Consider the following 22,994-nt stretch of genomic DNA (forward strand, 5'->3'; position numbering starts at 1 on the left):
GAAGAAGAGCTGGAAAAGGAAAGACGCTTTTAATTGTAACCAGCACAGATGAAGCTGCATTTTAAGCGAATAAGGTTTAGCAAACAAACGGAGGCGAATACAATGGATAAATCAAAACTTGCTAAAAACATGTTTAAGGGCGGCACCGTTAAGCGGACAGTCGCCGGGGGAATCCTTGGAGCAACAGTTGGCTACTTTGCAACTCCCGAGCGAAGCAAAAAACTTATCGCTCTTATGGGAAATGAAGCACTTAAAAATGCTGGAATCAATACAGATGTCAGCCAAGTTACGAAAAAGCTTGAAGGCGCAGGCGAAAAATCAAGAAAAGCACTCGGCAAGCTCAACTTTATGAAAAAACGCAAAAAGAACAAGAATGAAACCCCTGAAGCTGCTGATGAAAAAGAAATGAGCTCAGAGGATGAGCATCAGGATACCAAAAACCAAAGCGCACATGACCAAAACCAAGAAGAATACAATGAGCTAAAAGAAGAAAAGAAAAGGCTTCAGGAACAAATGAAAGCACTTGAAGAAAAAATGGAAACGTACAGCAATGAAACACCTGAGGATGAAGACGAGGAAGAAGAGGAATACACCGGACACCAAGAAGAAAGCATCCAGGCCACTGAAAATGATGGAGAAACTGATCAGGACCATGAGGATGAAGAGGAGCAGCAGGACGAGTTAGATGAAGTGAACAGCGAGGAAGAAGATCAGCAAAAGCATGAAATACAAGATGAGAACAAGTCTGAGAAGGACGAACAAGCTGAGGAAGAAGAACCGAAAAATGAAGAGCAGGACCAAGAATCAGAAGAACGAGAAGAGCCAAAAAACGATGCTGAAAAGGAGCAGGAAGAGCCTAAAAGCAAAAGAAGAAAATCTCCTGCCCCCCGCAGCAGCAAAAGCCAGACCAATCAGGAACAAAATCATGAAAGCAGCCCGGAGGAAGACGCAGATGGTGAAGATGAGGATCAATCCGATACCGTCCTTTCCAGCAACGATGATACGTCGAGAACGGGATAAAGTTCTGACACTGCCTGACTCAATTGGAGATCAGGTTTTTTTACGCTAATCGTTATTTCAAAACTCTAAAATCCTATCAAAGCATCCTGCGGGATGTTTTTTCTATGTTAATCAAACATTACCAGGTCATTGCTGTACAAATATATAGCCCTTAAAAGAATATTCGCCTGCATTTTAAAATAAAGGTTTGAAAAATCCTAAATAAGGAAATTAAAGAAAAGTATTCTTATATATGGAAAAAAACGTAAAACAAGAAAGGGAAGTGGTTTATGTGACAACTGCAAAATTATTCGTTTTATCAACTATGGTTTCTACCGCGCTTTTGCTGAGTGCGTGCGGGAACAAAGAGGAAACCTCTGCTGAAAAAAAAGAAGAAAAGCCTAAATCAGAAGAGGCTGCTGCTTCGGCACCGGAAGAAAACAAGGAAGCTGAAGCTCCAGCAGAAGAAACTCCGGAAGAAGCGCCGGCTGAAGAAGCGGAGCCCGAAGTAAAAGATGGGGAAATGCTGAATACATACATTGAAGAGGACACAGGCGGTAAAGCGGAAGTTTTATACACCAACCCGGATCCCGGCTATGAAGCAGAAGGCAACGGGTTTAAAGTAACATTCGATGGATACCAGATTGTAAAGGTGACGGATGCGGATCAGAATACTTCCATTCGATTTGATGATTCGCCGACCGGATATGTCATTACCGCACAAGTAACCGTAGATAATCAGTCTGGAAAGCCTGTTTTTTATGGCGGCTCTGCCAACATTCGCCTGCAAGATGAATTCACCTTTGTGAGTTCAAGCCTGAGCAATTTTATTAAAGACGGCGAGGGACTGCGTCCGAAAGGATTTAAGCCTGGAGAGAGCGGCACTATGAACAAATATGAAGACGGGGAGAAGGCTTCTGGTTTTGTCACTTTCGCGATGAGTCCTGCAGAGTTTGAAATGATGAACTCAGTTAAACCGAAATTTGTCATCGAGTCTTCCGCTTCTCCAAGTGAGGATTATAACGGAGCTTCCACTTTCATGGAGGAAAAGATTTTTGAATTCACCTACAGTGATGATCAGGCTGCAGCATCTGAGAAAGATGTAAAATTTTATCCTGACTTAATGACCGTTAACAACCTGGCTGACAAGGAAATGATTTTTGAAAAGACAGGCATTAATAAAACGGAAAAGGTTGGAGACGCAGAAATCACCATTGAAGGCGTCCAATATACGAATGTTAAGCCGACAGCCGGAAACGAAGAACAATTCGGAGAGGAACCGCTCGTTGCGCTGACAGTCAAAATGAAGGTAAAAAACAATTCTGACCAGACCATTCAGCTCAATAACCTATCATCTAAGGTCACCATAGATGAAGACCGCGGTTATTCGTTAAACAATCCATTCGCAGAACCGGATGACCCTCAAGAGGCAAAGCCAGGGGAAGAGAAAGAAAAGTACTCGGTCTTCCTGTTCCGTGCAGATGAGTTTGAACTGTACAAGAAATTTGATATGGAAGTCGGACCCTTCTTTGGAGGGAAAGAGTACCTATTTAATGAAAAGACGGCTACATTCTCACTGCCAAGGTAAATAGCGATCCCCCCTTTGGAGCGTTTCAAACGTTCTAAAGGGGGTTTTTACTAGTTGGATATTTCTTTAGGACGGAAGGAATACCAGCCGCTATTAATGACGTTTTCTATTCGCTATGAATTCTCTGCTGTAAGCAGCTACGCCAATGAAGAACAAAACATTCGAGAACATGATGACAAACCCATTCAATTGCCCATCAAAAATCGTAACGTTTATTAAAGTCATGGTGTGCATAATGATGATGACAGCTGTCAAAACCGTGATCGTTTTCACTTTGTATTCAACTCCTTTAGCGGTATTCTTCTATTTCTCTTTACCCCTTGCCCGCTGGAACTGTATAGATGTAAACGAATCCCCTTTCGCCCATCCGGCTTTGTTAAAGCTGGCGTTCATACAGGGATGCTGCGCTGAATACGTCCCCTCTTTTATTCAAACGTTTGTTTAAAAATGGAGCACTCCGTTTTTGTTATTCACAGCTTCACGTTTCTCCATTTAAAAAACCTCTTTACCTTAATGGTGAAAGAGGCTTCCCACTGCTCTTTAACGTTCCTCGGCATATTTCACCATCAAGTTCCGGTACTCTTAGAATCCATGCTTTCCTCAGTATTCGGATGAATCGTCTTAATCTTATATATGAAATAATAATGTTTATAGAGAGCGAGAATAACGAGAACAATTTGCACGACAAGGATATTCACATATAGAACCGAAGCAAGAATAAAACTATCTGCGATCAGATTAATCCTGATTTTCTCGGCCCGCTTCATCCCTCTTTTCTGCAGGAAGGCCAACACATATTTTTTATAAACCCAGGTGTTTTTAAACCACCGGTCCACCCTCTTCGAACTCTTCGCAAAGCAGAAAGCCGCAAGTAAATAAAACGGGCCGCCTGGCAGAACAGGCAGGAACGTTCCTGCAATCCCGATAACGAGGGCGACCGATCCGATTGAAACCAACAGGATGGTTTTTAACATTTTAATAGCGTTCATGTGATCTCCCCTGCCGTTTAATCATATTCCCTGTCTTCACTTTATCAAAGAAAGCCGAATCCTCCAAAGCTTATACATGGTTAAAAATATGGAAATTCAGTGACTTTATATGTTTATGCCAGTCCTTTTGTTTCAGAAACTAAAAAAAGAACGAATCTTAGAGACTCGTTCGGATTAGATTCTTGCCAAGGAATGACTTAATTTTGCTGGTACGACTTTAAAAAGGAGAGCTGCATCTGATTCTCATAAAAAACGCAGATCGATTCGGTCACTTTAGATCCGTTCGTTTGGCTATAAAATAACTTCATTAGACCGCTATAATCCATTCCTTTGTTTTCAAATCAATTCTCTTTAGGATTGATTCAACTGCTCACTGCTAATCTAAAGGTATATAGAATAAACTGTTTTGCTTTCCTCTGCTACATTCTCTTAATCGAAACAGTAAAATCCTTCTTCATCGTTTCAAGCAAATTCTACTCCGGATTCATAACAAGTCCAGCCGAATAGCTATGCTGATCATAGAACATCGACTTCCCCGCTTTCAAGCGTGACGGCTATTTTTCTTCTCATATTAATAAAGGATTTGCATTAACAACAAGAATTCAATAATAAATAATAAATATTTATTGATAAACAACAAATAATACACTATAATTAACAAAAAATGGAGGAGGGACTGCTTGTGAAACCACATAAAACCACTTTTTTAAAAGGAACGATCTTTATCATCGGTCTTACCATACTTTCATTATGTATATTTTTCTTACCGAACCTGGCGAGAGAGACTGCAGTGACGAACCCTGAGTATGCTTATTTGAAAATGCCGCTTCTGATGGGATTATATCTAACAGCCATACCATTTTTCCTGGCTTTGTACCAAGCCTTAAAAATTTTAAATTATATAAAAGGTAAGGATGCCTTTACCGATTTATCAGTACGATCTCTGGGATATATAAGGAATTGCGCGATAGCCATTATCGTTTTATATATAATAGGGATAGTTTTGCTGGCCGTACTAAATGTTTTACACCCCGGGCTCGCCCTTGTTGGGCTGGTCATCATTTTTTCTTCACTTGTGATTGCCGTTTTTTCTGCCATTCTCCAAGAACTTTTAAGACGCGCAATTGAAATGAAATCGGAAAATGAGTTAACGGTATGAGGTGCTAATATGGCGATAATCATTAACATTGATGTAATGCTTGCTAAAAGAAAAATGAGTGTATCAGAACTAACGGAGAAAGTTGGAATCACAATGTCTAACCTTTCTATATTGAAAAACGGAAAGGCAAAAGCCATCAGGTTTTCCACTTTAGAAGCAATATGCAAGGCTTTGGAATGTCAGCCTGGTGATATTCTTGAATATAGAAGTGAAGATTGAACAGTTATGAAGGGAAATGGCTTGGAGAATTCTATCAGATGAACCAACTGCGTCTCGAAAGGAATGAATAAAATGGGATTCTATATCATGATCATGTCATTCATACTTGGCCTATTCTTTACCATTCTTGGTGTTTCTCGCAGGAAACGTACCTTTTTATACAGGTTTTTCATAGTGCTGGGAGTAATTCTGATTCTATTTGCTGTTTATCTAGCAAGGCCTCATTAAGAATCATAGTCATATCTAGGTCTTAAATGAGTTATATTTGGTATCTGAGTATGAATTTGCTTCTGCACCATCCTTTAAATGTTTTCTATTATAGAAACTGACCTTTTTAACACAAACTGCTCATATCTATTGTTCTATTTATATTTTTTATATAAATAAAGCCCATCTTCATTTTTGAAGATGGGCTTTATTAAAAAAACAATTCTTACTTCTAACTTATTTACTGGGTTTTATGGTGCGCCTGAGTTGTCCGCAGACAAAAGAGTGTAGATTTGAAATAAAGTTTGATTAAAAGATGGCTAAAAAGGTTGATTTTGTAACGGATGAAACCCACGTGTTTAAAACAAAGATTGACCAAAATGTATGGGTTTCATTTTTAGATTATGAAAGATTTTATAAAAAAGATTGATTAAAACTTAACACTTTTATTAGAGAATAAAACTTTTCCTTTCTAACACAATTCAATTTTTATATTTATATTCAATACCAATTTAATTCTTCACGTAAATTTTGTGTATTGTGTCTAGATAAAAAAGGCGATTCAATAGCCTCGAAATATCTTGCACGCGATTCATTATATCTCATAGTTCCTTGCATAATGTAACAAGCTTCTATTGCCCTAGTAACCCCAACATAGTGTAAATTTAACGCTTGTATATAGTCTTCATCAGATACCCAATCACCTTCTGGAGGTAATATCCATTTATATAAATCCATTAAAAATACACATTTAAATTCTAAACCTTTAGACTTATGTAACGTCATAATATTTATTTCGTTTTCTGTTGCAGGTTTGAAGCTATATAATGCTTCTTCGCTTTTTAAAATTTCTTTAAGCAAATGAATTATTCTTTCATCTTTTTGTTCGGGATAGATTATCTGGGCTATCTTAATAAAAACCTTTATATTTTTTTCTAAATGACTATCCTCTAGGCTAAATAAGGTATTTATTAATTCTAGTCCTTTTCTAAAATCTTTATAATATAACTCTTCATTTATATACTTACTTACAAAATCCAGAACAGTAATCTTATTAAGTTTATATAAATAATAGGAGATTAATATCTCATTAAATAAAGTTGCCCAATTACCATTAATTTTATCTAAGGGTGTGTCTACAAATAATTTATTATTTACGGATAAAAATTTAGCAGCTCTTCTAGCAGTACCATTTCCTCGACATAAAATCGCAAAATCACTATTTTTACTTATATTAAATTTCGCTTTTATTTCCTCTAGATTATTTTCAATAGCATAGATAATTTGTTCGTCTGTTCCAGTAACATTAACCTTAAATACTCTCTTATTTTGTTCTATGTGCTCCCTCTTTACACCCATTAATTCTAATGAATAATCTGATATTGTTTTATGACATCTGTGGTTACGCGTAATTTCTAAATGAGTAAAATCATTATCACCGATCAAAGATAATAAATATTTTGAGTATCTATCACTGAATGCGTAAATCGCTTGGTCTAAATCTCCAACAGCTATTCCTATAATACCGTTATTAACTAGCTTCAAGAATATTTCATGTTGAATCTCCCCACAATCTTGATATTCATCAATAAAAATATGGGTATATCTAGCATTAAGGTATATTAAACACTGAGGTACTTTATTTAAAATAAATAAGGCTGTTTCACCACTAATCTCTAAGAATATCAAACCTTCTTGGAGCGATTCCTCTAGTAGTTCAAAAATTTCTTTATCAGTTCTATCTTCTTTCAACCTTTTTAAATCTTTAAATTTAGGGTAATCGTCTATTGAATCTTTAACTTTTAACGGCTCTCCTTTGCCAAATAAAAGTCTTGAAAAAGGGATAATGATTTCGGAAATATAAAATTTATCTATAGTACCAAAAAAGTGAAAATTACTTGTAATACTCTTTCTTTTGTAACGTTGCTCTAGCTCCTGGCTTGCTTTTCTTGTAAATGAAATAGCTATAACACCTTGATAACTTAACAAACTTTTCGAAATATCAATTATCTTTTCTACAATAGTAAATGTTTTACCACTACCTGGTTTAGCAGTCGCTACTAAATTCCCCTGTTCTTCAATAATTCTGAATTGTTCAGAAGTAGGTTTAGTTACTTTCTTCATTCTCATTAACAACCTTTTCAGCTGTATTTTTTATTTGTTTAAGTGGTTCTGAAATTTTATCATCTATTAAACATTTTAACTCATCGAAATGAGCTTTTAAAAATTTCAACATATTCTCGGCCTTTGCCTCTTGCATCTTACCTACAGTGCTTTTTATTGCTCTAGTATTATAGAACTTTTTTAGTGAACTAAATAAACTACTGTTGGCTAAGTCATTCTCCAAATCAACTTGTGAAATATATATATTGTCTTTTTCTACTTCATTAATAATATGAATCGCAAGATCTTTAGCTACTTGTGGCTGCTGCCTGGTTTTTAGCCATTCATTCTTTAAATGATGCGCTTTCCAATATTCGATTAACTCTCGATTATTATCTGTTTGTAGAAGTTCTGTATAAATTCCCATAACCCGTGATATGCCAGCTTGGAAAGAAAACTCGACGTTCTTAGTTTCAATTTTTTTTGTTTTATTAAAAATATCGTTATCTGTTCTTAATACAAATGGAATGTCTAAAGCCAAACAAATTTTTATATATGGTTTAAATCCTACACCGTTAACAGATATAATTGACACATTCAACCTATCTAAATCAATATCTAATTGTTTAGCTAAAGCTGTATAGAACAGCTTTTCAGAAGGTCCTTCTACTAGAAATACTGCATTTACAAAAAATACATCGGATGTAATAGCATCTAGTCTATAACCAAAATCGTTAAAGTTCATTTTTAATTCTTCGCTACATCCACCTTTTGCAGCTTTAGTAGATTTGCCTTTAGAATATAGTTTGACAATCCTATCTGGTTTAAACTCTGTTGCAATATACGGAGAGTGCGTTGAAATAAAAACTTGCTCTTCAAATTTTTCCAATAAATAACTAGAGAGTTTACGCTGTTGCTGTGGATGTAAATGTGCCTCTGGTTCTTCTATAGCATAAAAAGTTACTTTCTCTAAAGAACTTGTGTTTTTTTGTTTAGAAACCCAGGTAGCTAAAAAGATTTGATTATTTCTACCATCACCACCTAAAGTTAAAGCGCCTTCATCTGTACTATATGTTAATTCTAAGTTATCTAACATTCTCGTAACATCAGAATTAATGTTCTTATAAGTTAATAATTTACCTTCATTATGTACAGCTAGTGAACCTAATTCATCATTTACTTTAGTTAAAGATTCTTGAATATAATTTAAACGGTCCACTCTTTTATTTACAAGTTCTAAATTACGCTTAATTTTAAGAACAGATTGCTCATCTGATTGGGTTTGTTCTTCTGATAATATTAATTTAGCGTCTTCTAAAATTTGGGTTTTTTCCCTTTTCATAAAAGAGTCTAAATTACGGTTTGTATTTACATACTCCATATTTAAACGCTTAATATAAAATCGAGAATTTTTTTCTTCTAAAGTTTCTTCTGTTGCTCCTGAGAGAATACTATAATCACTACTTTTTGAATTTTTATATTGTATATAAACAGTTGCCTCATTCAAATCTCCTTTAAATACAGTTACTAAGCAGTCCTCCCTAACGTCTACAATTTTCACTGTGATCTCAATAGAATCTGACTTAGTATACACATTATAATCACTATTAAATAAATCCAAATCTCTATCACTTAAACTACGATCAAAAAGAAGACGTAATGCATATATTAAGTTAGTTTTCCCAACATCATTAGCCCCAATTATTAAAGTTTGTTCTGCAAAATTGATTTTTTCATTATCAAAATTTCTAAATCCTTTTATTTTTATCCATTCTATTTTCATTCTCTAAAGTCATCCTTTTCCAGTTTATAATCTTACGGATACCACTTAATGCCTAATTTTTTCTTTTAACTTACTTAATAAAAATTCGGAGATTAACCCCATACTCTCAATAGCAGCTTTAGCTTCTATATAAGTTACCGTAGGTAAGAAGGGCCGTCCATGCCCCGTTCCTTGCTTATTTCGCAAATTGTTTACCGAACATCCTAGCTCGTACATGCTTATTTCCAAACGAGATGTTATATCCTTATTGCCTTTTGTATTGGCGGTAGACAACCCTAAAAGATGAAAGGCAAGTCCCAATAACGTTGGGAAATTACTTTGCTGATACTTTCCTAACAACCTCGTGATAACATGTGCGGCAACGGCTTCTAACAGGTCTTTACTAGTCCCCGTTAACAATGCTGCATCTGACGCACCTTTTTTAGCACGACGAATATAACTCGCTAACGCTTCTTCCATTTCTAAATCAGATAAGTTTTCCAATACAACCGGTGTGACCACTCCATCACTTGATAATATGACCCCCTCAGCTTTTAACGAGCTTTGTAGGTTCCTAATGGATTCATGACCGACAAAGTTAGGAGAATCTTCCCGAAATCCTCCATGTCCTCTGATTAGAGATAGAAGGGAGTTAAGAAAAATTTCTCCAACTTCTTGATCGTGTTCCAATGCCCAATTCAATACCGCACTCACCCTTTTTGCTTTACCAACATTAGTATTTTGGCCATTTAACTTCGGATCACCTTTATCAATTTTGTTACGAAGGATGATGTTATCAAGGTCTCCATGACTGGGTTTACGAGTTACTACTAAAGCATCGTCAACTACTTGCGAAATCGCAACTGCAATTTCATCATTTAATGGTATTTTCCTCATGTGTATTTTTCTCCCTTTAATAAAAAAATCGGGGTATTTATAGTAAAACCAACACTATATAACATCAGTAGGTCTAATTCTTCCAAATTGAATAAGAAGACAATTAACACAGTTTACTTAGTATAAGTCTCGCTCTATGTTGGATATCATTCTTCCCATGTCTCAGAGTCAGAAAATCTGTTTTCAAAAATTGCAGCCGTTCTTTATCCCATGTTCCATTACTTTCTATTAATCCGCTTAAAATCTGTTGATAATAATAACGATTACCTTGTTGATTATTAAAAAAACATATTAAAGTTGATAAAGCTCTATCTTCACGCTCTGCTTCAATTACACTGACTACATTATTTGGAAATAACTCAATCTCAGCAATCACATACTTTCTCTCCTTAACACCATCCCTTAAATAAACAAATCGTTTCGTGTCAGAAAACTCTTTTAACCTCCCTTGTATCAATTTTACTGACTGTACTTCAGGGTAATTATCTAATACCTTAAGAACATTAATAAACTCTCCTAATTCACCTTGTACTTGGATATCATAAAGTGATTCGTTTTCTAATCCTCTAACAACCTTACTACCACCAACATCTGAAGTAGCTCTTATACCTTGATCATTAACAAAATGTTTCTTCGTAGTTTCATCTTCAAAGTCACGCTGCTTATTTGAATTTCTACGTATTTTTGTAACTTTCGGTAGCTTTATATACTCATGAACTTGATTATTCATTTCAATCAAATCAAAATTATCTGTTGCACCTTCAACTGCTTCATCAAGCGTTAATTCATTTTGATTGCTTCTATTACTACTTTTTCTATGTAGCGTATACTTTTTAGCTTCTCCTGATCTTTCAGTTTGTACAATTTCAGGATGTGAAAATGAAATTTCATTATATGGAATTTGCTTGTTCTTGACATTGGTGATTCTAAGGATTGTTCCACCATTTAAACTTGGTTTAACAATGGCTTTAATTGTAATTGGCTCTGGAAATAACCAATCAAACTTTACGATCCCTGTATTGATAAATGAGTAGGCTACGTTTTCAAAGACTTTTCTTAAACCTTGATTTGAAAGTAACCAAATTAATTGAAAGAGAAAACTGTCTTTGGTATATTTGCGATGATACAGCGATGAAAAATCTAAATGAATTTTATTCGCGTCTGTCTGCTCAAGAAAATATTGTGGAAATGAGTTTGTTTCAAACAGTCGATAAAGTAAAAAACGATTTGGTGCTAAAATACTTCGTACGACTTCGATTAACGGGAGAATATAGTTTTTATTATTAAAAGAAACGATAAAGCTACGTGACATATCTTTATCACTTGTGCCGTAAATGCTCCATTCTTTCTCGAAATAGCCTACAGCACTTGGATAAATAGTCATTTCAATTTCCCTTGTTCCTTCTGGCGCGATACTTTTACTAACATCACCGTTCATATAATAATGTTGAATCGCTAAAGCTGGTAATGTACCCCAATCAACCAAAAGCTTTTCTGTTCTGCCTTTAGCTCTGAAATAAGCATGATTCATGATTTTCTTATCGTGTGAAAAAGGCGAACTAATCCATATTAATTGTACTCGTTCTCCATCTTTAAAAGGCCAATGTTTTAACTTAACTTGTTGTTTGCTCATCGTTTGGCACATCCTGCTTACGCTTTATGTATGACTCAAGTTGTGGTTTAATTTCATGGAAATGATGCGATTTCACAGCTGCAATTCGCTGGACTTTCCACAACTGAAGGGGTTGATCTTCTAGCCACATGTTGTCAATCACTATGCAGCAACGTCGAATTTGAAATTGCTGAACAGGTTCTGTAATCTCTGAAAGTAGTTTTTTAGTTCTTGGTAACTCATCCAAATGTCTCTCTAACTTCGCTAAAATACCAAGTCTTTTACCGATTAATGACATTGTAATACGGATAGGCTTTTCTAGCTCTAATAATTCACAATGTTGCTTTATTATATTAGCTGCATATTCTTTATCACGCTTAACCCAATCAACTACCTTGGTAGGTTCCAGTTTTTTTTTATTAAAAGGTAATTTATTCATTAACCAGTCTTTATCATGGCGGTATAAAAAAATATACTGTTTTTTACATTTCTCTCTCAAGGAAGAACGGGAGAGGCGAGGAAATTGATTCATTATATCCGAAATATTTTGTTTATATTCTTCCATTAACGCCTGATTTACTACTTGCTCTTTTTTACTAATTTCGACACCTTCCGATAATTTCCTTTTAATTGTTTTAAAATCGACTCCTAGCTCTCTAGCAATTGTTCTTATACTTACCCCTCCTTTTGATAATCGCTTTAATTTTTCGTGCCATACATGACCAAATTGCTTTACTCTACCTATACGAAATTGGTCTTTTACTGAATGGTCAGGCCCTTTTCGCGCATAGATAAATCCGCAAGAGCAAGTAAAAGTACCAATTGGGGCATTTGTTTTAAAATCTCTGGTTACTTTAACAATTGGAATAACTGACTTTTTATAATGCACAGCCGCACGATTCAAACATGGGAAGGGCCCTTTGCCAAAAGGACCTCTATCTGCTTTTAAGCCTATAAAATCATCCACATCTTTCTCTAACACGTATAACATTAATAGATGTCGAAAAGGGTGCACGTGCCTCTTAATGTTTCTTGTAATCATTTTTAACCAATTGTATTCATCTGTAACATCCAACACACTTTCAAATCGCTCTAGAAAAGCAGAAGGTAACTTCTGTTCAAATCTCTCGTAAAGCTCCTTTTGTCGAATCCGATTGGAAGTGGTAACCAAATTTAAATTTCTTAATAAACCACGATATTTCATCGTAACATCTTGTAGTGATAATGTTTGCAATGGTTGCTGCAATAGTTTATATGCTTGTTTTGCTAAATAGATATTGATTTCTGCATGAGGGTCAACCTCGTATTTATATGTTAAATCGATCTTTCCTATTTCAAATCTTATAAATTTGATTCGACTCGTTACATTCGGTGTTATTGGATATTTCTTTAAAGGCAATTCATGATGCGGGCAATAAACAACTCCTTGTAGCTGATGCTCTCGATGGATATATAGCTCACCATACCAATCTATATCTGTTTTAGCACATTCAGCACAATAATACATATCATTTTTCCTACAGATACTTCCAGCCACCATTCCTAACCTTGCGTAAAGACCTTTACCATCTCCGACAACATCTTGTAAAATTTCCTGCTGCCGTAGATTAGAAAAAAACATATCATAGTAAGGATAAATTGTATGATTAGCTAATAGATCTTTAATTGAATAATGAGATCCTAACTTTTGCGCCAAAACAGAAAAATGGCTCCCAATCTCTAAACTCGGTATCACGGAACGATTGCCAAACATCTCTTCTAACGTATCTTTACAATCATGATTGCCATTATAAAAGTGATAACGTGAAATCGCTGAATACATTAATTCATCTGGGTATGGATTTGTAAAGAACGGTAGCATCACTTAATGTCCCCCTACTAATTGACTTGTTAATATCCTGTCAATTCAATTAGGGTTTTAGACATTAAACGAATATTTAATTTAGCAATGACTGTTGCTTGTATAAGGCAAGGGAAACCTCACCTAAAATAAAAAGTAGGCCTTCTTCCCTTTTTTGAAGAGCGACGAAGTTCTTGCTTTCAACTTAACTCTAACCTTTAAAATTGATATTGATTAACTACTTAGGTAAATACACATTATTCAGGAGGCAAGACAAATGAACGGATTTCAACTTTATAACACAACTCGCCTTGTTTTTGGCAAAGGGAAAGTGAATCGACTTGGAGAACTGATTTCACCTTATATCGACAACATTTTGCTAGTTTACGGTGGAGGTAGCATCAAAAAATCGGGTTTATATAATCAAGTAAAGCAAGAGCTTGCTTCCATAGGAGCTACTATAGAAGAGTTGGCTGGCATAGAGCCTAATCCTAGGTTATCAACCATAAATAAAGGAATTCAAATATGCCGTGATAAAAATATACAATTTATATTGGCTGTTGGTGGAGGCAGTGTCATTGATGCTGCTAAAGCAATAGCAGCAGGAGCCCTATATCCGGGTGACGTTTGGGATTTTACTATTCAAAAAGCAACGATAACTCAAGCTCTGCCGATTGGAACGATTTTAACCCTGGCTGCTACAGGGTCTGAGATGAACGGTGGATCCGTCATTACAAATTGGGAGACAAATCAAAAAAGAACGATGGGCAGCAAGCTTTTATATCCAGAATTTTCAATTATTGATCCAGCTCTTACTTTTACCGTTCCAAGAAATCAAACAGTGAATGGCATTGTTGATATCATGTCCCATGTTTTTGAACAGTACTTTAGTCAAACTACCAGTACACCACTGCAAGAGAGATTTGCAGAAGGTATTCTACAAACGGTTATTGAAAATGGGGAGAAAGCACTTGAAAATGGCGAGGACTATGATGCCCGTGCAAATCTACTTCTTGCAGGAACTTATGCTATGAATGGTACTTTACCAACAGGAGTAGAAGCTGATTGGGCCACTCATGTTATAGAACATGAAGTTAGTGCTATTTATGACCTACCTCATGGAGAGGGTTTGGCGATCTTGTTCCCAAATTGGATGAAGCATGTTTATCAAGAACGGGTTGAGAAGTTTGTTCAATACGCTGTTCGAGTATGGAGTATAGATTCTGTAGACAAATCGGATGATGAAATTGCGCTGGAAGGTATTCAAGCTACTAGAGATTACTTTACACGAATTGGGGCTCCCGCTACACTTTCAGAAGTTGGAATTGACCATTCGCATTTTGAACGTATGGCGGATGAAGCCACTCAATTTGGTGATATTGGTTATTTTAAGAAGCTAACTAAAGAAGATGTGTTGAGTATTTTACATGCAAGTATATAAAGGTATGCATTCGATTACATTAAAATTTGCAAGTTGATTGCTTTAATTAAAATAAAAGGAGTTAACCCAAAATAACCGGTTAACTCCTTTTTGCTTACCCCTGTTACAAAGCACGCTCTAGAATTTGTCTTACATCATCCTTGGCTAAGGATACATAGTTTCCGATTGTTTCATTTACAATGGATCGCTCGACCATAAGATCAATTTCTTTACTGTCGATACCATAGTCGGACAGTCTAGTAGGTGCTCCAATAGATTTCCAGAACTCTCTAAATTGTTGAATCGTTTCTTTCGCCAATTTCGTAGTTTCTGTAGTCGCATCAAGATCAAACACTCTTATACCTAACTGTGCGACTTTTTCAGGCTTTGTTTCAGAGACGTATTCCATCCAATGTGGGAAGAGGATAGCGAGTCCTCCTCCATGTGGAATGTCATGAACAGCAGAAACAGCATGTTCCATCATGTGAGAGGCCCAGTCAGTTTTGACACCCATTGTAAGAATCTTGTTGAGAGCAAATGTTGCGTTCAGCATGATGACCTCTCGGTGAGCGTAAGATTGGAGATCGTTAAGAAGTTTAGGCGCTACTTCTATCGTCGTTTTTAAAATGGATTCTCCAAAACGTTCTTGAATGGGAGCATTTTCGGAAATATGGAAATACTGCTCCAACACATGCGACATTAAGTCAACGATTCCGTAAACAGTTTGATCCATGGGTACAGAGAATGTATTCTGGGGATCAAGAATACTAAATTTAGGATATGTGTGAATAGAGCTGAATGCCCTTTTATCTTTTTCATCCCAATTGGTAATAACAGAGTTACCGTTCATTTCTGAACCGGTAGCTGCCATGGTCAAGATGGTCCCCAGTGGAAGAGAAGAAGAGGGAGTAGCCTTACCGATCACAATGTCCCACACATTCCCATCATAATGAGCGCCAACAGAAATTGCTTTCGCACAGTCAATGACACTCCCCCCACCGACAGCTAGGATAAAGTCAAGCTGGTTTTCTTTAATTAGTCTAATGCCTTTTTGAACAGTAGAAAGTCGTGGGTTAGGTTCTACCCCTGCAAGTTCGACAATTTGGACATTATTAATTTGATTCAATTGTTTCAGAACTTCTTCATATAGTCCGTTTTTCTTGATGCTCCCACTTCCATAAACTAAAAGCACCCGTGTTCCATAATACTCTACTTCTTTTGTAAGTGCATTCTTTACTTGGTCCTTACCAAATATTAATTTCGTCGGATTTACATATTGGAAATTATCCATTCTTATCCCTCCATAAAAGTTGTGTATATCAGCTCAGCTGAAATCTTTTTTATCTTACACTTTAGAGCTGAATCTAAAGCAAGTGACTTGATTCTATTATTCACATAGAAGCGAAGGATCTTCGCTGCCCGCCTGCTCTCTTTTTTCTAGATCATCGAAATATCGTAATTTTTTTTCGATTTTTTTAAAAGCAAGGTCTAACTCCCGTTGTTTTTCCAACATTTCTTCTCTATGTGTTAATAGAATATGTTTTCTCTCTTGAATGGTATGATTTCCTTCCAGTGTCAGGTCCATAATCTTTTTTAATTCTGTTATTGGAATATCGGTTTTACGCAAACAAGAAATAAAATCCAGCCACTCAATATCATGATTTGTAAATGACCGATAGCCTGTATCATTTCTCTTTAGTAAAGGAAGTAATCCTTGCTTTTCGTAAAAACGAATGGTGTGGGGACTCATTCCGACTTTCTGTGAAGCTTGCTTAATTGTAAAAGACATCTAAATTACCTCCCTATTGATGGTTCAAGAGCATGTTGCTTAATTGATGAAAAAGTTTGGAAAGATGTTTTATCTTCAATTTTAAATAATTCGAAACCTACTAGTGTATTAATGATCAATTGATTCCGGTACACAGAGAGCTTTAGATTCGTGGAAGCCGTCCCATGTGATTGATCAAGATCAGTTAATGCAAAAAAACGATAGGGTGTGTGCTCTTTGAAAGATAGAGAATAATTATTTTCAACTTTAAAGTGCTCTTCATTATCCCATTCAATTAAATGAGCAAAGTTGTTATGAAACCATTCAGGGATATATGGTTTGACCCCTGTAGCTAGAACAACGGCATCGGTTTGTATACTGAAATTTTTTTCTTCTTCAAGATGTTTTACATTCAAGTTAAATCCCTCTTCTATCGATGTTAATTCTGTATGAAGACGGATGTTTGCCTGTGAATCACTTGATGAAAGAGAGCGATGATAGAGTTTACGGTATATGTCATCTAAAGTCTTTGGATTAATCCCATTTCTCAATTGATAAAAGTAAGAAAGACCTTGTTTCCGTTTTTCAAGTGGTAGCTCCTCAAAGTACTTAACATATGAAGGAGTAAACATCTCCAGACGAAATTTCGTTGTTTCCAACTCTCTCAATGCCGGAGATCGGGTTAACCATTCAATTGTATAGGCATGGTTTGGCTGATGATTCAAAAGATCAAGGAAAATTTCCGCTGCACTTTGACCTGATCCCACCACCGTAATATGGTCTAAGTTCAATAGTTCTCCTCTTTTAAATGAATATCCCAACGCTGGAAAGACACGATTTTGCCATTCATCGTTTATAGTAACCGGAATATTTGGTTTTTGACCTGTTCCAAGGACTACATGATGAGAATAATATTGTTTTTCTATTTTCATTTTGGAGTCATAGACCGTTACAATATAGCCTTCCTCATCCAACTCAACATTAACCACTTTAGAACTGAATTGAGTATTTCCTAACTGGCTAGCTACCCAGGATAAATAATCATTATATTCCAATCTTGGGATGGTAAATTCATTGTAAGAGAAGAAGAGATAAAGTTTTCCTGTCATCTTTAAATAATTCAGAAAGGTATACTCACTTTTAGGATTCGCCATTGTTACTAAATCTGCCATAAATGGAACTTGCAGAGTGGTTTCTTCAAGTAAAAGACCTGGATGCCAGCTGAACGTTTCTTTTTCTTCGAAGAATAGGGCATCAATATCTGTATTCTCATCTAAAAGAGCTGCCAAGCCTAGGTTGGAAGGACCAAGTCCTATTCCAATAACATCATATTTCATTTTTTACCCACCTCAAATTTTAAATTTCGGTTCATTTTATTAGGGTGCTCATCCTTAAAAATGAAGACTAGGGCAATCAGCATAAATAGTAATCCTACGCCCTTCGACCAACTAAACGAAATAATATCAGCACCAAATAATCCGAACTGATCTATGACAAATCCTGCTCCAATTTGACCTACAATTGCTGTAATATTTGTTACTGCGACGCCTATTTTCGGTACCGTTAATATGGTTAAGAATAAGTATCCTGTTCCAAAGAACACACCTGATAACTGCCATTTAGGAGCTTGTGAAAGCGCCAATAGATTTCCTTGGCCAAAGAACAGGAGCCAAACCGAAAGAAATAATGCTCCGGTCATAAAAGTTACAAAAGTTGTTTCTAGCGTACCAATCCTGGGACTCATTTTTCCGTTGATTGAGGATTGAGCACTCAATATATAACCACCTGCGAATGTTAGTAAGACCATGATTAAACTCATGTTAATCCTCCTTTTAATAAATGAAATAGAGTGCAACCATCATACAGCTAACCGCAATTGTACGATTTCTAGTCATTCTTTTCTTAGGACTTCCAAGCCATTCGAAATGCTCTAGCATCATACTGGCTACAATCTGTCCAATAACTGCAGAGATCATGGATATCCCAACTCCCACCTTTGGAATGGCATAAACAAGAACCGTTAAGTAGATAACACAAAACAATCCACCTAGCAGATACCATTTTGGTACTTTTAACACCTGGTTCATTTGCCCTTTTCCAAAAAAGAGAACAATCATAAACAAGATGATGCTTCCAACGAAAAAGTTATAAAAACTGCTCTCGAACTTTCCGATAACCTTACCTAACTCACTGTATATTGCACCTTCAATACTCAATGCCATTCCAGCAGCTAGAGCAATCACATAATACATGCTTTTCTTCATAGTTTTTATCCTCCTTGTCTTGTATTTCTGCTATTACTTGAGTTAGTTTATAGGTTAGATATAACTCTAAGGCAAGGTATATGATTCGGGTTTATTTAAGGAAAATATTAGTAAGTTTTTTGAGATGTATAAAGCAGGCTGGAGAAAAATGTTAAGCCAAAGAAAATCCGAACTGTTATTCGAATTATGCGAAACATCGAATCAGTTCGGATTTTTATGATAAATATATAAAGTGCTATGTAGGTTCTGGCTTTTTATTGTAGAGCAAAATGAAGACTTATCCATAATTTGTCCCTGAATATAACTCATTCAGGGACAAGTCTTATATAGAAATCAACAGCGGTGTGATGGATATAGGTTTATCCTTTCCTCTTTCCTCAATTAGCCTGACAATATGGAATAAAAATTTTTCAATCAAAAAACACAGAGATCACTGTGTTTTTAGTCTGCAATAGGTTGGAAAAATTCGGAAAATTCATCAAGTTCCTGATGGCAAATCATTATCTAACCATTGCTAAGACCTTTCTTCCAACTTTTTCATCTCGAGCAATGATGGTCACCTTTCGCTTTACATCAAAGTTTTCTATCGGAATTGCCCGTAAATCAGAAGAAATTCTTTCGGCGAAAATGTCTGGCAGGATGGAAATGCCGATATTCGCTTCTATGAAGCCGAGGATACTGTGTCCAAATTCAATTTCCGAAGATATGTTTAGTTTCGCCCCGCGATTTTCGAATTCTTTTTCAATAAGTCTCCTGGCATCGCATGTTTCTAGGAGCATCAAAAATTCTTCATCTTTTATATCTTCAAAATGGACTTTTTCCCGTTCTCTAAAAATGGTATGGTCCTTATGGACATAAAGGCGGAAACCTTCTGAGAAAAGGGGAGTAGAGAAGAATGGCTGGTCGATTCCAGTGTTATCAAAGAGCGCGACATCAATTTTTCCTTCTTTTAATAAATTCAGTAAATCCACATAGCTGTGGGAAATTTTTAAACTGTAGTCTGAGCGGTTAGTAAAAGCAAGCTTTTTCGGTAAGTAGGAGGTTGCTACACTGGGCCATGCCCCGATGGTAATGCCTTTCAGCCCTTGTTTAATAGCAATGGCTTTCTTTACTTCGTTCCATTCATTATGGATAGTCTTTGCAGTGGGTAAGAGTTGCTCGCCGACCTTTGTCAAAGTCACCCCGATTGTAGATCGGGCAAACAATTCACTCCCAACATCCGCTTCTAAATTTCTGATTTGTTTACTAAGTGCAGGCTGTGTCATATTCAAGTGTTCGCTTGCTTTCGTAAAGCTTTCTGTTTCAACTGTGGCCAGGAAGGCTTCAATCCATTCGATCCTCATCGTTTTCTCTCCATAACGTTTGGTTATGACCACCTAACTTAGTGGAAGTACCATCATTTTTACTCAGATGATAACCTAATGATGTACCAAAAACAAATGCGGTGTTTTCAAACATTCAAAATAGAGAAGGGAGTGATTGCATGTTAATTGAGAAAAATGTGATTAACGGAGAGTGGTTTACTACAAACGATAAAATTTCTGTTTGGAATCCTGCCTCAGAAGAATTACTGGGTGTTGTACCGTTATCAGGATGTTCAGAGGCAACTCGAGCTGTAGATGCTGCAACCGAAGCGTTCAAAATGTGGTCAGGAAAAACGGTATATGAACGAAGTGCGCTACTCCTCGAATGGTCCCGATTAATAGAAGAAAATCGGACAACTTTGGCACAGACAATGACATTAGAACAAGGTAAGCCATTCCAAGAAGCACTTAGTGAAGTTAATTATGCCAACCAATACGTTGTTTGGTATGCGGAAGAAGCGAAGCGAAATTACGGTGAAATGATCCCGGCTTCATCAAGAGAGAAACGGTTAATGGTTCAGCGGGTTCCTGTTGGAGTAGTGGCAGCCGTCACACCATGGAACTTCCCAGCAGCCATGATTACACGAAAACTAGCCCCTGCACTGGCAGCAGGATGCACAGTTGTATTAAAACCTTCAGAAGAGACTCCATTTACAGCTTTGAAACTAGTAGAACTGGCAAGTCGTGCAGGTATTCCGGATGGCGTTATCAATATTTTAACAGGTGATGCAAAAGAAATCGTTGGAGCTTGGCAACAGGATCCCCGGGTACGCAAACTAACCTTTACCGGTTCAACACCCGTAGGAAAATTACTTATGAAGCAAAGTGCAGATACGTTGAAGAAACTTTCCTTGGAGCTTGGCGGACAGGCACCATTCATTGTAACCAATAATGCCAATCTTGACGTGGCTTTGGAAGGCGCCATGCAGGCGAAGTTCCGTAACGGAGGCCAGGCATGTGTAGCGGCGAACCGGTTCCTAGTCCAAGAAGCCATTGTGGAGGAGTTCGCTTCAAGATTTGCCGAGAAGGTCAAAGAAATGAAGACTGGAAACGGGTTAAATGATGGAGTGCAGGTGGGACCATTAATTAACAGGAAGGCATTAGCAAAAGTAAAAGAACATGTGGATGACGCTGTTCAAAAAGGAGCAGAAGTACTTGCAGGGGGAAGTCCCTCTTCACAAAAGCCCGGATTTTTCTTTGAACCGACTGTACTTAAAAATGCTAAAGATGACATGCTTTGTATGAAAGAAGAGACGTTCGGTCCCGTAGCTCCTATATCCACCTTTACTACGATAGAAGAAGCTGTCCGCCGCGCCAATCACACTCCATATGGTCTTGCTGCATATGTGTTTACGCAGGACCTAAATGAGGCAGTTAATATCGCAGAAAAACTTGATTATGGAGTGATTGGTCTTAATGATGGTTTGCCTTCAGCAGCACAGGCACCATTTGGAGGAGTCAAAGACAGTGGAACTGGGCGTGAGGGTGGAAAAGCAGGAATAGAAGGTTTCTTGGAATGGAAATATATATCGGTAGGAAATATCAACTAAAATGGAGGAATTAGAAATGACAAAACATATGCTAATGGTCGTTACCACAGCAGACGAAATGAAAGAAGGACATAAAACAGGTTTATGGTTATCAGAATTTGGTGAAGCCTATGTAGAATTTAAAAAACATGGATATGAAGTAACAGTCGCAAGTCCTAAAGGCGGCAAAGCACCTGTAGATGACCGCAGTCTTGAAGATAAAGTGGCACAAGAGATTCTTGAAACTTCCAAGCATCTGGAAAATACAATTAAACTTGAAGAAGTTGGAGATATTTCAAAATTCGACGGAATTTTCATGCCTGGCGGTCACGGAACAATGTTTGACCTTCCAGACAACACAACGCTTCACGCTATCATCCGTGGCCTATACGAATCAGACAAAGTCGTGGCAGCTGTATGTCACGGTCCAGCAGGGTTAGTGGGAGTAACCCTGTCAAACGGAAAACCATTAGTTGATGGAAAAACAATTGCTACATTCACAGACGAGGAAGAGCGCGAAACAACGTTAGACCGTTTCATGCCGTTCCTGCTTGAAACCCGTCTTCGTGAACTGGGTGCGAATGTTATCGTTAAAGATAATTGGACTGATCATGTGGAAGTAGATGGCAAATTAGTAACAGGCCAAAACCCACAATCTACTGAATCTGCTGCACGTGAAGTTGTAAAACTGTTGAGCAAATAAATTCTTATACCACCAATAAGTCCTTTGACTTTTAGGACTTTTCCGAATATGAAAATGGTTAGGAGGAAGAAACGTTGGAACAGATTGTAATTACAGCAGTATTAAAAGCAAAAGCAGGACGTGAAAGTGATTTGGAGAAGACCTTAAAAACTGTCCTTCGGCCTTCCCGTGAAGAAGAGGGATGCATCCAATATGATCTGCATCAATCCACGGATGACCCAAATCAATTTGTATTATACGAAATTTGGGCGAATGAAACAGCTTTGAACGCTCACATTGATTCGGACCATTATCAATACTATCGTCACCGAGCAGAAGAGCTATTGGAAAGTAGAGAAGTGCATCGACTAAAATTGGTGAAAAGCAGTTATTAAGTTCGAAATTCTTTACAACTTTTTATTTTCCAAGAGTAGGATTATGAACAGATGATAACACATATTTCCTCATTAAGGTGGGAGCATATTAATTTTTTTGGTGAGTATTTTTTAAAAAAGAATGACGGGACTCAACTCCCCAAGAACTTAGAATTGATAAAAATCCAGTACCGGTACCCTTAGAGTAAGGGTACCGG

General features: G+C 36.8%; 21 protein-coding genes. 8 read left to right on the forward strand and 13 right to left on the reverse strand.

Annotation, left to right across the window (positions count from 1 at the left end):
* Positions 1 to 102 precede the first annotated feature (102 nt).
* Positions 103 to 1,020, forward strand: a complete 918-nt coding sequence (gene gvpT / locus ACQCV8_RS14505) for a GvpT/GvpP family gas vesicle accessory protein (RefSeq protein ID WP_426845520.1) — start codon at positions 103 to 105, stop codon at positions 1,018 to 1,020.
* A 271-nt stretch (positions 1,021 to 1,291) separates the two neighbouring features.
* Entirely contained in the window at positions 1,292 to 2,587 is a 1,296-nt protein-coding gene (locus tag ACQCV8_RS14510; RefSeq protein WP_426845522.1) for a DUF5068 domain-containing protein, read from the forward strand.
* A 93-nt stretch (positions 2,588 to 2,680) separates the two neighbouring features.
* Here the strand turns inward: ACQCV8_RS14510 and ACQCV8_RS14515 are convergent, their stop codons facing one another.
* On the reverse strand, positions 2,681 to 2,860 hold the full coding sequence (locus tag ACQCV8_RS14515) for a hypothetical protein (protein WP_426845523.1): 180 nt from the start codon (positions 2,858 to 2,860) through the stop codon (positions 2,681 to 2,683).
* 293 nt (positions 2,861 to 3,153) lie between these two features.
* Positions 3,154 to 3,576 (reverse strand): YbaN family protein, encoded by a 423-nt coding sequence (locus tag ACQCV8_RS14520; RefSeq protein WP_426845525.1) that lies wholly within the window; start codon positions 3,574 to 3,576, stop codon positions 3,154 to 3,156.
* 682 nt (positions 3,577 to 4,258) lie between these two features.
* Here ACQCV8_RS14520 and ACQCV8_RS14525 point away from each other — a divergent pair.
* Together ACQCV8_RS14525 and ACQCV8_RS14530 are read left to right on the forward strand one after the other, a co-directional pair.
* On the forward strand, positions 4,259 to 4,735 hold the full coding sequence (locus tag ACQCV8_RS14525; protein ID WP_426845527.1) for a DUF2975 domain-containing protein: 477 nt from the start codon (positions 4,259 to 4,261) through the stop codon (positions 4,733 to 4,735).
* A gap of 9 nt (positions 4,736 to 4,744) precedes the next feature.
* Positions 4,745 to 4,954 carry a helix-turn-helix domain-containing protein gene (locus ACQCV8_RS14530; protein ID WP_155113881.1) on the forward strand — a complete coding sequence of 70 codons (210 nt, stop codon included), beginning with the start codon at positions 4,745 to 4,747 and terminating at the stop codon, positions 4,952 to 4,954.
* Positions 4,955 to 5,662: 708 nt separating this feature from the next.
* Here ACQCV8_RS14530 and ACQCV8_RS14535 read toward each other — a convergent pair.
* The 5 genes from ACQCV8_RS14535 to ACQCV8_RS14555 all read right to left on the reverse strand — a co-directional run bounded on the left by ACQCV8_RS14535 (position 5,663) and on the right by ACQCV8_RS14555 (position 13,396).
* On the reverse strand, positions 5,663 to 7,285 hold the full coding sequence (locus ACQCV8_RS14535; protein WP_426845529.1) for a UvrD-helicase domain-containing protein: 1,623 nt from the start codon (positions 7,283 to 7,285) through the stop codon (positions 5,663 to 5,665).
* A complete protein-coding gene (locus ACQCV8_RS14540) occupies positions 7,269 to 9,047 on the reverse strand; it encodes an ATP-dependent nuclease (protein WP_426845531.1) in 1,779 nt (592 codons plus the stop codon). Before ACQCV8_RS14540 ends, ACQCV8_RS14535 begins: the two co-directional genes overlap by 17 nt.
* A gap of 45 nt (positions 9,048 to 9,092) precedes the next feature.
* Positions 9,093 to 9,923: an abortive infection family protein gene (locus ACQCV8_RS14545; protein WP_426845533.1), complete on the reverse strand. Its 831-nt coding sequence runs from the start codon at positions 9,921 to 9,923 to the stop codon at positions 9,093 to 9,095.
* A gap of 103 nt (positions 9,924 to 10,026) precedes the next feature.
* Positions 10,027 to 11,556 carry a Tn7-like element transposition protein TnsE gene (locus ACQCV8_RS14550; protein WP_426845535.1) on the reverse strand — a complete coding sequence of 510 codons (1,530 nt, stop codon included), beginning with the start codon at positions 11,554 to 11,556 and terminating at the stop codon, positions 10,027 to 10,029.
* Positions 11,537 to 13,396 (reverse strand): TnsD family transposase, encoded by a 1,860-nt coding sequence (locus tag ACQCV8_RS14555; RefSeq protein ID WP_426845583.1) that lies wholly within the window; start codon positions 13,394 to 13,396, stop codon positions 11,537 to 11,539. The genes ACQCV8_RS14550 and ACQCV8_RS14555 overlap by 20 nt, the downstream gene beginning before the upstream one ends.
* 256 nt (positions 13,397 to 13,652) lie before the next feature.
* Between ACQCV8_RS14555 and ACQCV8_RS14560 the strand changes: the two genes are divergently transcribed.
* A complete protein-coding gene (locus tag ACQCV8_RS14560; protein WP_426845537.1) occupies positions 13,653 to 14,816 on the forward strand; it encodes an iron-containing alcohol dehydrogenase in 1,164 nt (387 codons plus the stop codon).
* 103 nt (positions 14,817 to 14,919) lie between these two features.
* Here the strand turns inward: ACQCV8_RS14560 and ACQCV8_RS14565 are convergent, their stop codons facing one another.
* The 6 genes from ACQCV8_RS14565 to ACQCV8_RS14590 all read right to left on the reverse strand — a co-directional run bounded on the left by ACQCV8_RS14565 (position 14,920) and on the right by ACQCV8_RS14590 (position 20,170).
* The gene (locus tag ACQCV8_RS14565) at positions 14,920 to 16,086 is read right to left on the reverse strand and encodes an iron-containing alcohol dehydrogenase (protein WP_426845539.1); all 1,167 of its coding nucleotides are present in this window, start codon (positions 16,084 to 16,086) and stop codon (positions 14,920 to 14,922) included.
* A 96-nt stretch (positions 16,087 to 16,182) separates the two neighbouring features.
* Positions 16,183 to 16,584 (reverse strand): MerR family transcriptional regulator, encoded by a 402-nt coding sequence (locus ACQCV8_RS14570; RefSeq protein ID WP_426845541.1) that lies wholly within the window; start codon positions 16,582 to 16,584, stop codon positions 16,183 to 16,185.
* A gap of 5 nt (positions 16,585 to 16,589) precedes the next feature.
* A complete protein-coding gene (locus ACQCV8_RS14575) occupies positions 16,590 to 17,900 on the reverse strand; it encodes a lysine N(6)-hydroxylase/L-ornithine N(5)-oxygenase family protein (protein ID WP_426845543.1) in 1,311 nt (436 codons plus the stop codon).
* Positions 17,897 to 18,382 (reverse strand): DMT family transporter, encoded by a 486-nt coding sequence (locus tag ACQCV8_RS14580; RefSeq protein ID WP_426845545.1) that lies wholly within the window; start codon positions 18,380 to 18,382, stop codon positions 17,897 to 17,899. The genes ACQCV8_RS14575 and ACQCV8_RS14580 overlap by 4 nt, the downstream gene beginning before the upstream one ends.
* A 13-nt stretch (positions 18,383 to 18,395) precedes the next feature.
* Positions 18,396 to 18,827, reverse strand: a complete 432-nt coding sequence (locus tag ACQCV8_RS14585; protein WP_426845547.1) for a DMT family transporter — start codon at positions 18,825 to 18,827, stop codon at positions 18,396 to 18,398.
* Between the two features lie 500 nt (positions 18,828 to 19,327).
* Positions 19,328 to 20,170, reverse strand: coding sequence for a LysR family transcriptional regulator (locus ACQCV8_RS14590; protein ID WP_426845549.1), 843 nt, complete (start codon positions 20,168 to 20,170; stop codon positions 19,328 to 19,330).
* Between the two features lie 140 nt (positions 20,171 to 20,310).
* Between ACQCV8_RS14590 and ACQCV8_RS14595 the strand changes: the two genes are divergently transcribed.
* From ACQCV8_RS14595 to ACQCV8_RS14605, 3 genes are all read left to right on the forward strand, one after another.
* Complete coding sequence (locus ACQCV8_RS14595) at positions 20,311 to 21,741, forward strand: NAD-dependent succinate-semialdehyde dehydrogenase (protein ID WP_426845551.1); 1,431 nt, start codon at positions 20,311 to 20,313, stop codon at positions 21,739 to 21,741.
* 16 nt (positions 21,742 to 21,757) lie between these two features.
* A complete protein-coding gene (locus tag ACQCV8_RS14600; protein WP_426845553.1) occupies positions 21,758 to 22,423 on the forward strand; it encodes a type 1 glutamine amidotransferase domain-containing protein in 666 nt (221 codons plus the stop codon).
* Between the two features lie 74 nt (positions 22,424 to 22,497).
* Positions 22,498 to 22,797 (forward strand): putative quinol monooxygenase, encoded by a 300-nt coding sequence (locus tag ACQCV8_RS14605; RefSeq protein ID WP_426845555.1) that lies wholly within the window; start codon positions 22,498 to 22,500, stop codon positions 22,795 to 22,797.
* Positions 22,798 to 22,994: the final 197 nt, after the last annotated feature.

Source organism: Metabacillus sp. 84 (genome assembly GCF_050107715.1).
Lineage (GTDB): Bacteria > Bacillota > Bacilli > Bacillales > Bacillaceae > Metabacillus_B.

What these genes read in the sequence shown, in the direction of transcription:
- gvpT (WP_426845520.1), top strand. Translation starts at nt 103, where the DNA reads ATGGATAAATCAAAACTTGCTAAAAACATGTTTAAGGGCGGCACCGTT.
- ACQCV8_RS14520 (WP_426845525.1), bottom strand. Translation starts at nt 3,576, where the DNA reads ATGAACGCTATTAAAATGTTAAAAACCATCCTGTTGGTTTCAATCGGA.
- ACQCV8_RS14530 (WP_155113881.1), top strand. Translation starts at nt 4,745, where the DNA reads ATGGCGATAATCATTAACATTGATGTAATGCTTGCTAAAAGAAAAATG.
- ACQCV8_RS14535 (WP_426845529.1), bottom strand. Translation starts at nt 7,285, where the DNA reads ATGAAGAAAGTAACTAAACCTACTTCTGAACAATTCAGAATTATTGAA.
- ACQCV8_RS14540 (WP_426845531.1), bottom strand. Translation starts at nt 9,047, where the DNA reads ATGAAAATAGAATGGATAAAAATAAAAGGATTTAGAAATTTTGATAAT.
- ACQCV8_RS14545 (WP_426845533.1), bottom strand. Translation starts at nt 9,923, where the DNA reads ATGAGGAAAATACCATTAAATGATGAAATTGCAGTTGCGATTTCGCAA.
- ACQCV8_RS14550 (WP_426845535.1), bottom strand. Translation starts at nt 11,556, where the DNA reads ATGAGCAAACAACAAGTTAAGTTAAAACATTGGCCTTTTAAAGATGGA.
- ACQCV8_RS14555 (WP_426845583.1), bottom strand. Translation starts at nt 13,396, where the DNA reads ATGCTACCGTTCTTTACAAATCCATACCCAGATGAATTAATGTATTCA.
- ACQCV8_RS14560 (WP_426845537.1), top strand. Translation starts at nt 13,653, where the DNA reads ATGAACGGATTTCAACTTTATAACACAACTCGCCTTGTTTTTGGCAAA.
- ACQCV8_RS14565 (WP_426845539.1), bottom strand. Translation starts at nt 16,086, where the DNA reads ATGGATAATTTCCAATATGTAAATCCGACGAAATTAATATTTGGTAAG.
- ACQCV8_RS14570 (WP_426845541.1), bottom strand. Translation starts at nt 16,584, where the DNA reads ATGTCTTTTACAATTAAGCAAGCTTCACAGAAAGTCGGAATGAGTCCC.
- ACQCV8_RS14575 (WP_426845543.1), bottom strand. Translation starts at nt 17,900, where the DNA reads ATGAAATATGATGTTATTGGAATAGGACTTGGTCCTTCCAACCTAGGC.
- ACQCV8_RS14580 (WP_426845545.1), bottom strand. Translation starts at nt 18,382, where the DNA reads ATGAGTTTAATCATGGTCTTACTAACATTCGCAGGTGGTTATATATTG.
- ACQCV8_RS14585 (WP_426845547.1), bottom strand. Translation starts at nt 18,827, where the DNA reads ATGAAGAAAAGCATGTATTATGTGATTGCTCTAGCTGCTGGAATGGCA.
- ACQCV8_RS14590 (WP_426845549.1), bottom strand. Translation starts at nt 20,170, where the DNA reads ATGAGGATCGAATGGATTGAAGCCTTCCTGGCCACAGTTGAAACAGAA.
- ACQCV8_RS14595 (WP_426845551.1), top strand. Translation starts at nt 20,311, where the DNA reads ATGTTAATTGAGAAAAATGTGATTAACGGAGAGTGGTTTACTACAAAC.
- ACQCV8_RS14600 (WP_426845553.1), top strand. Translation starts at nt 21,758, where the DNA reads ATGACAAAACATATGCTAATGGTCGTTACCACAGCAGACGAAATGAAA.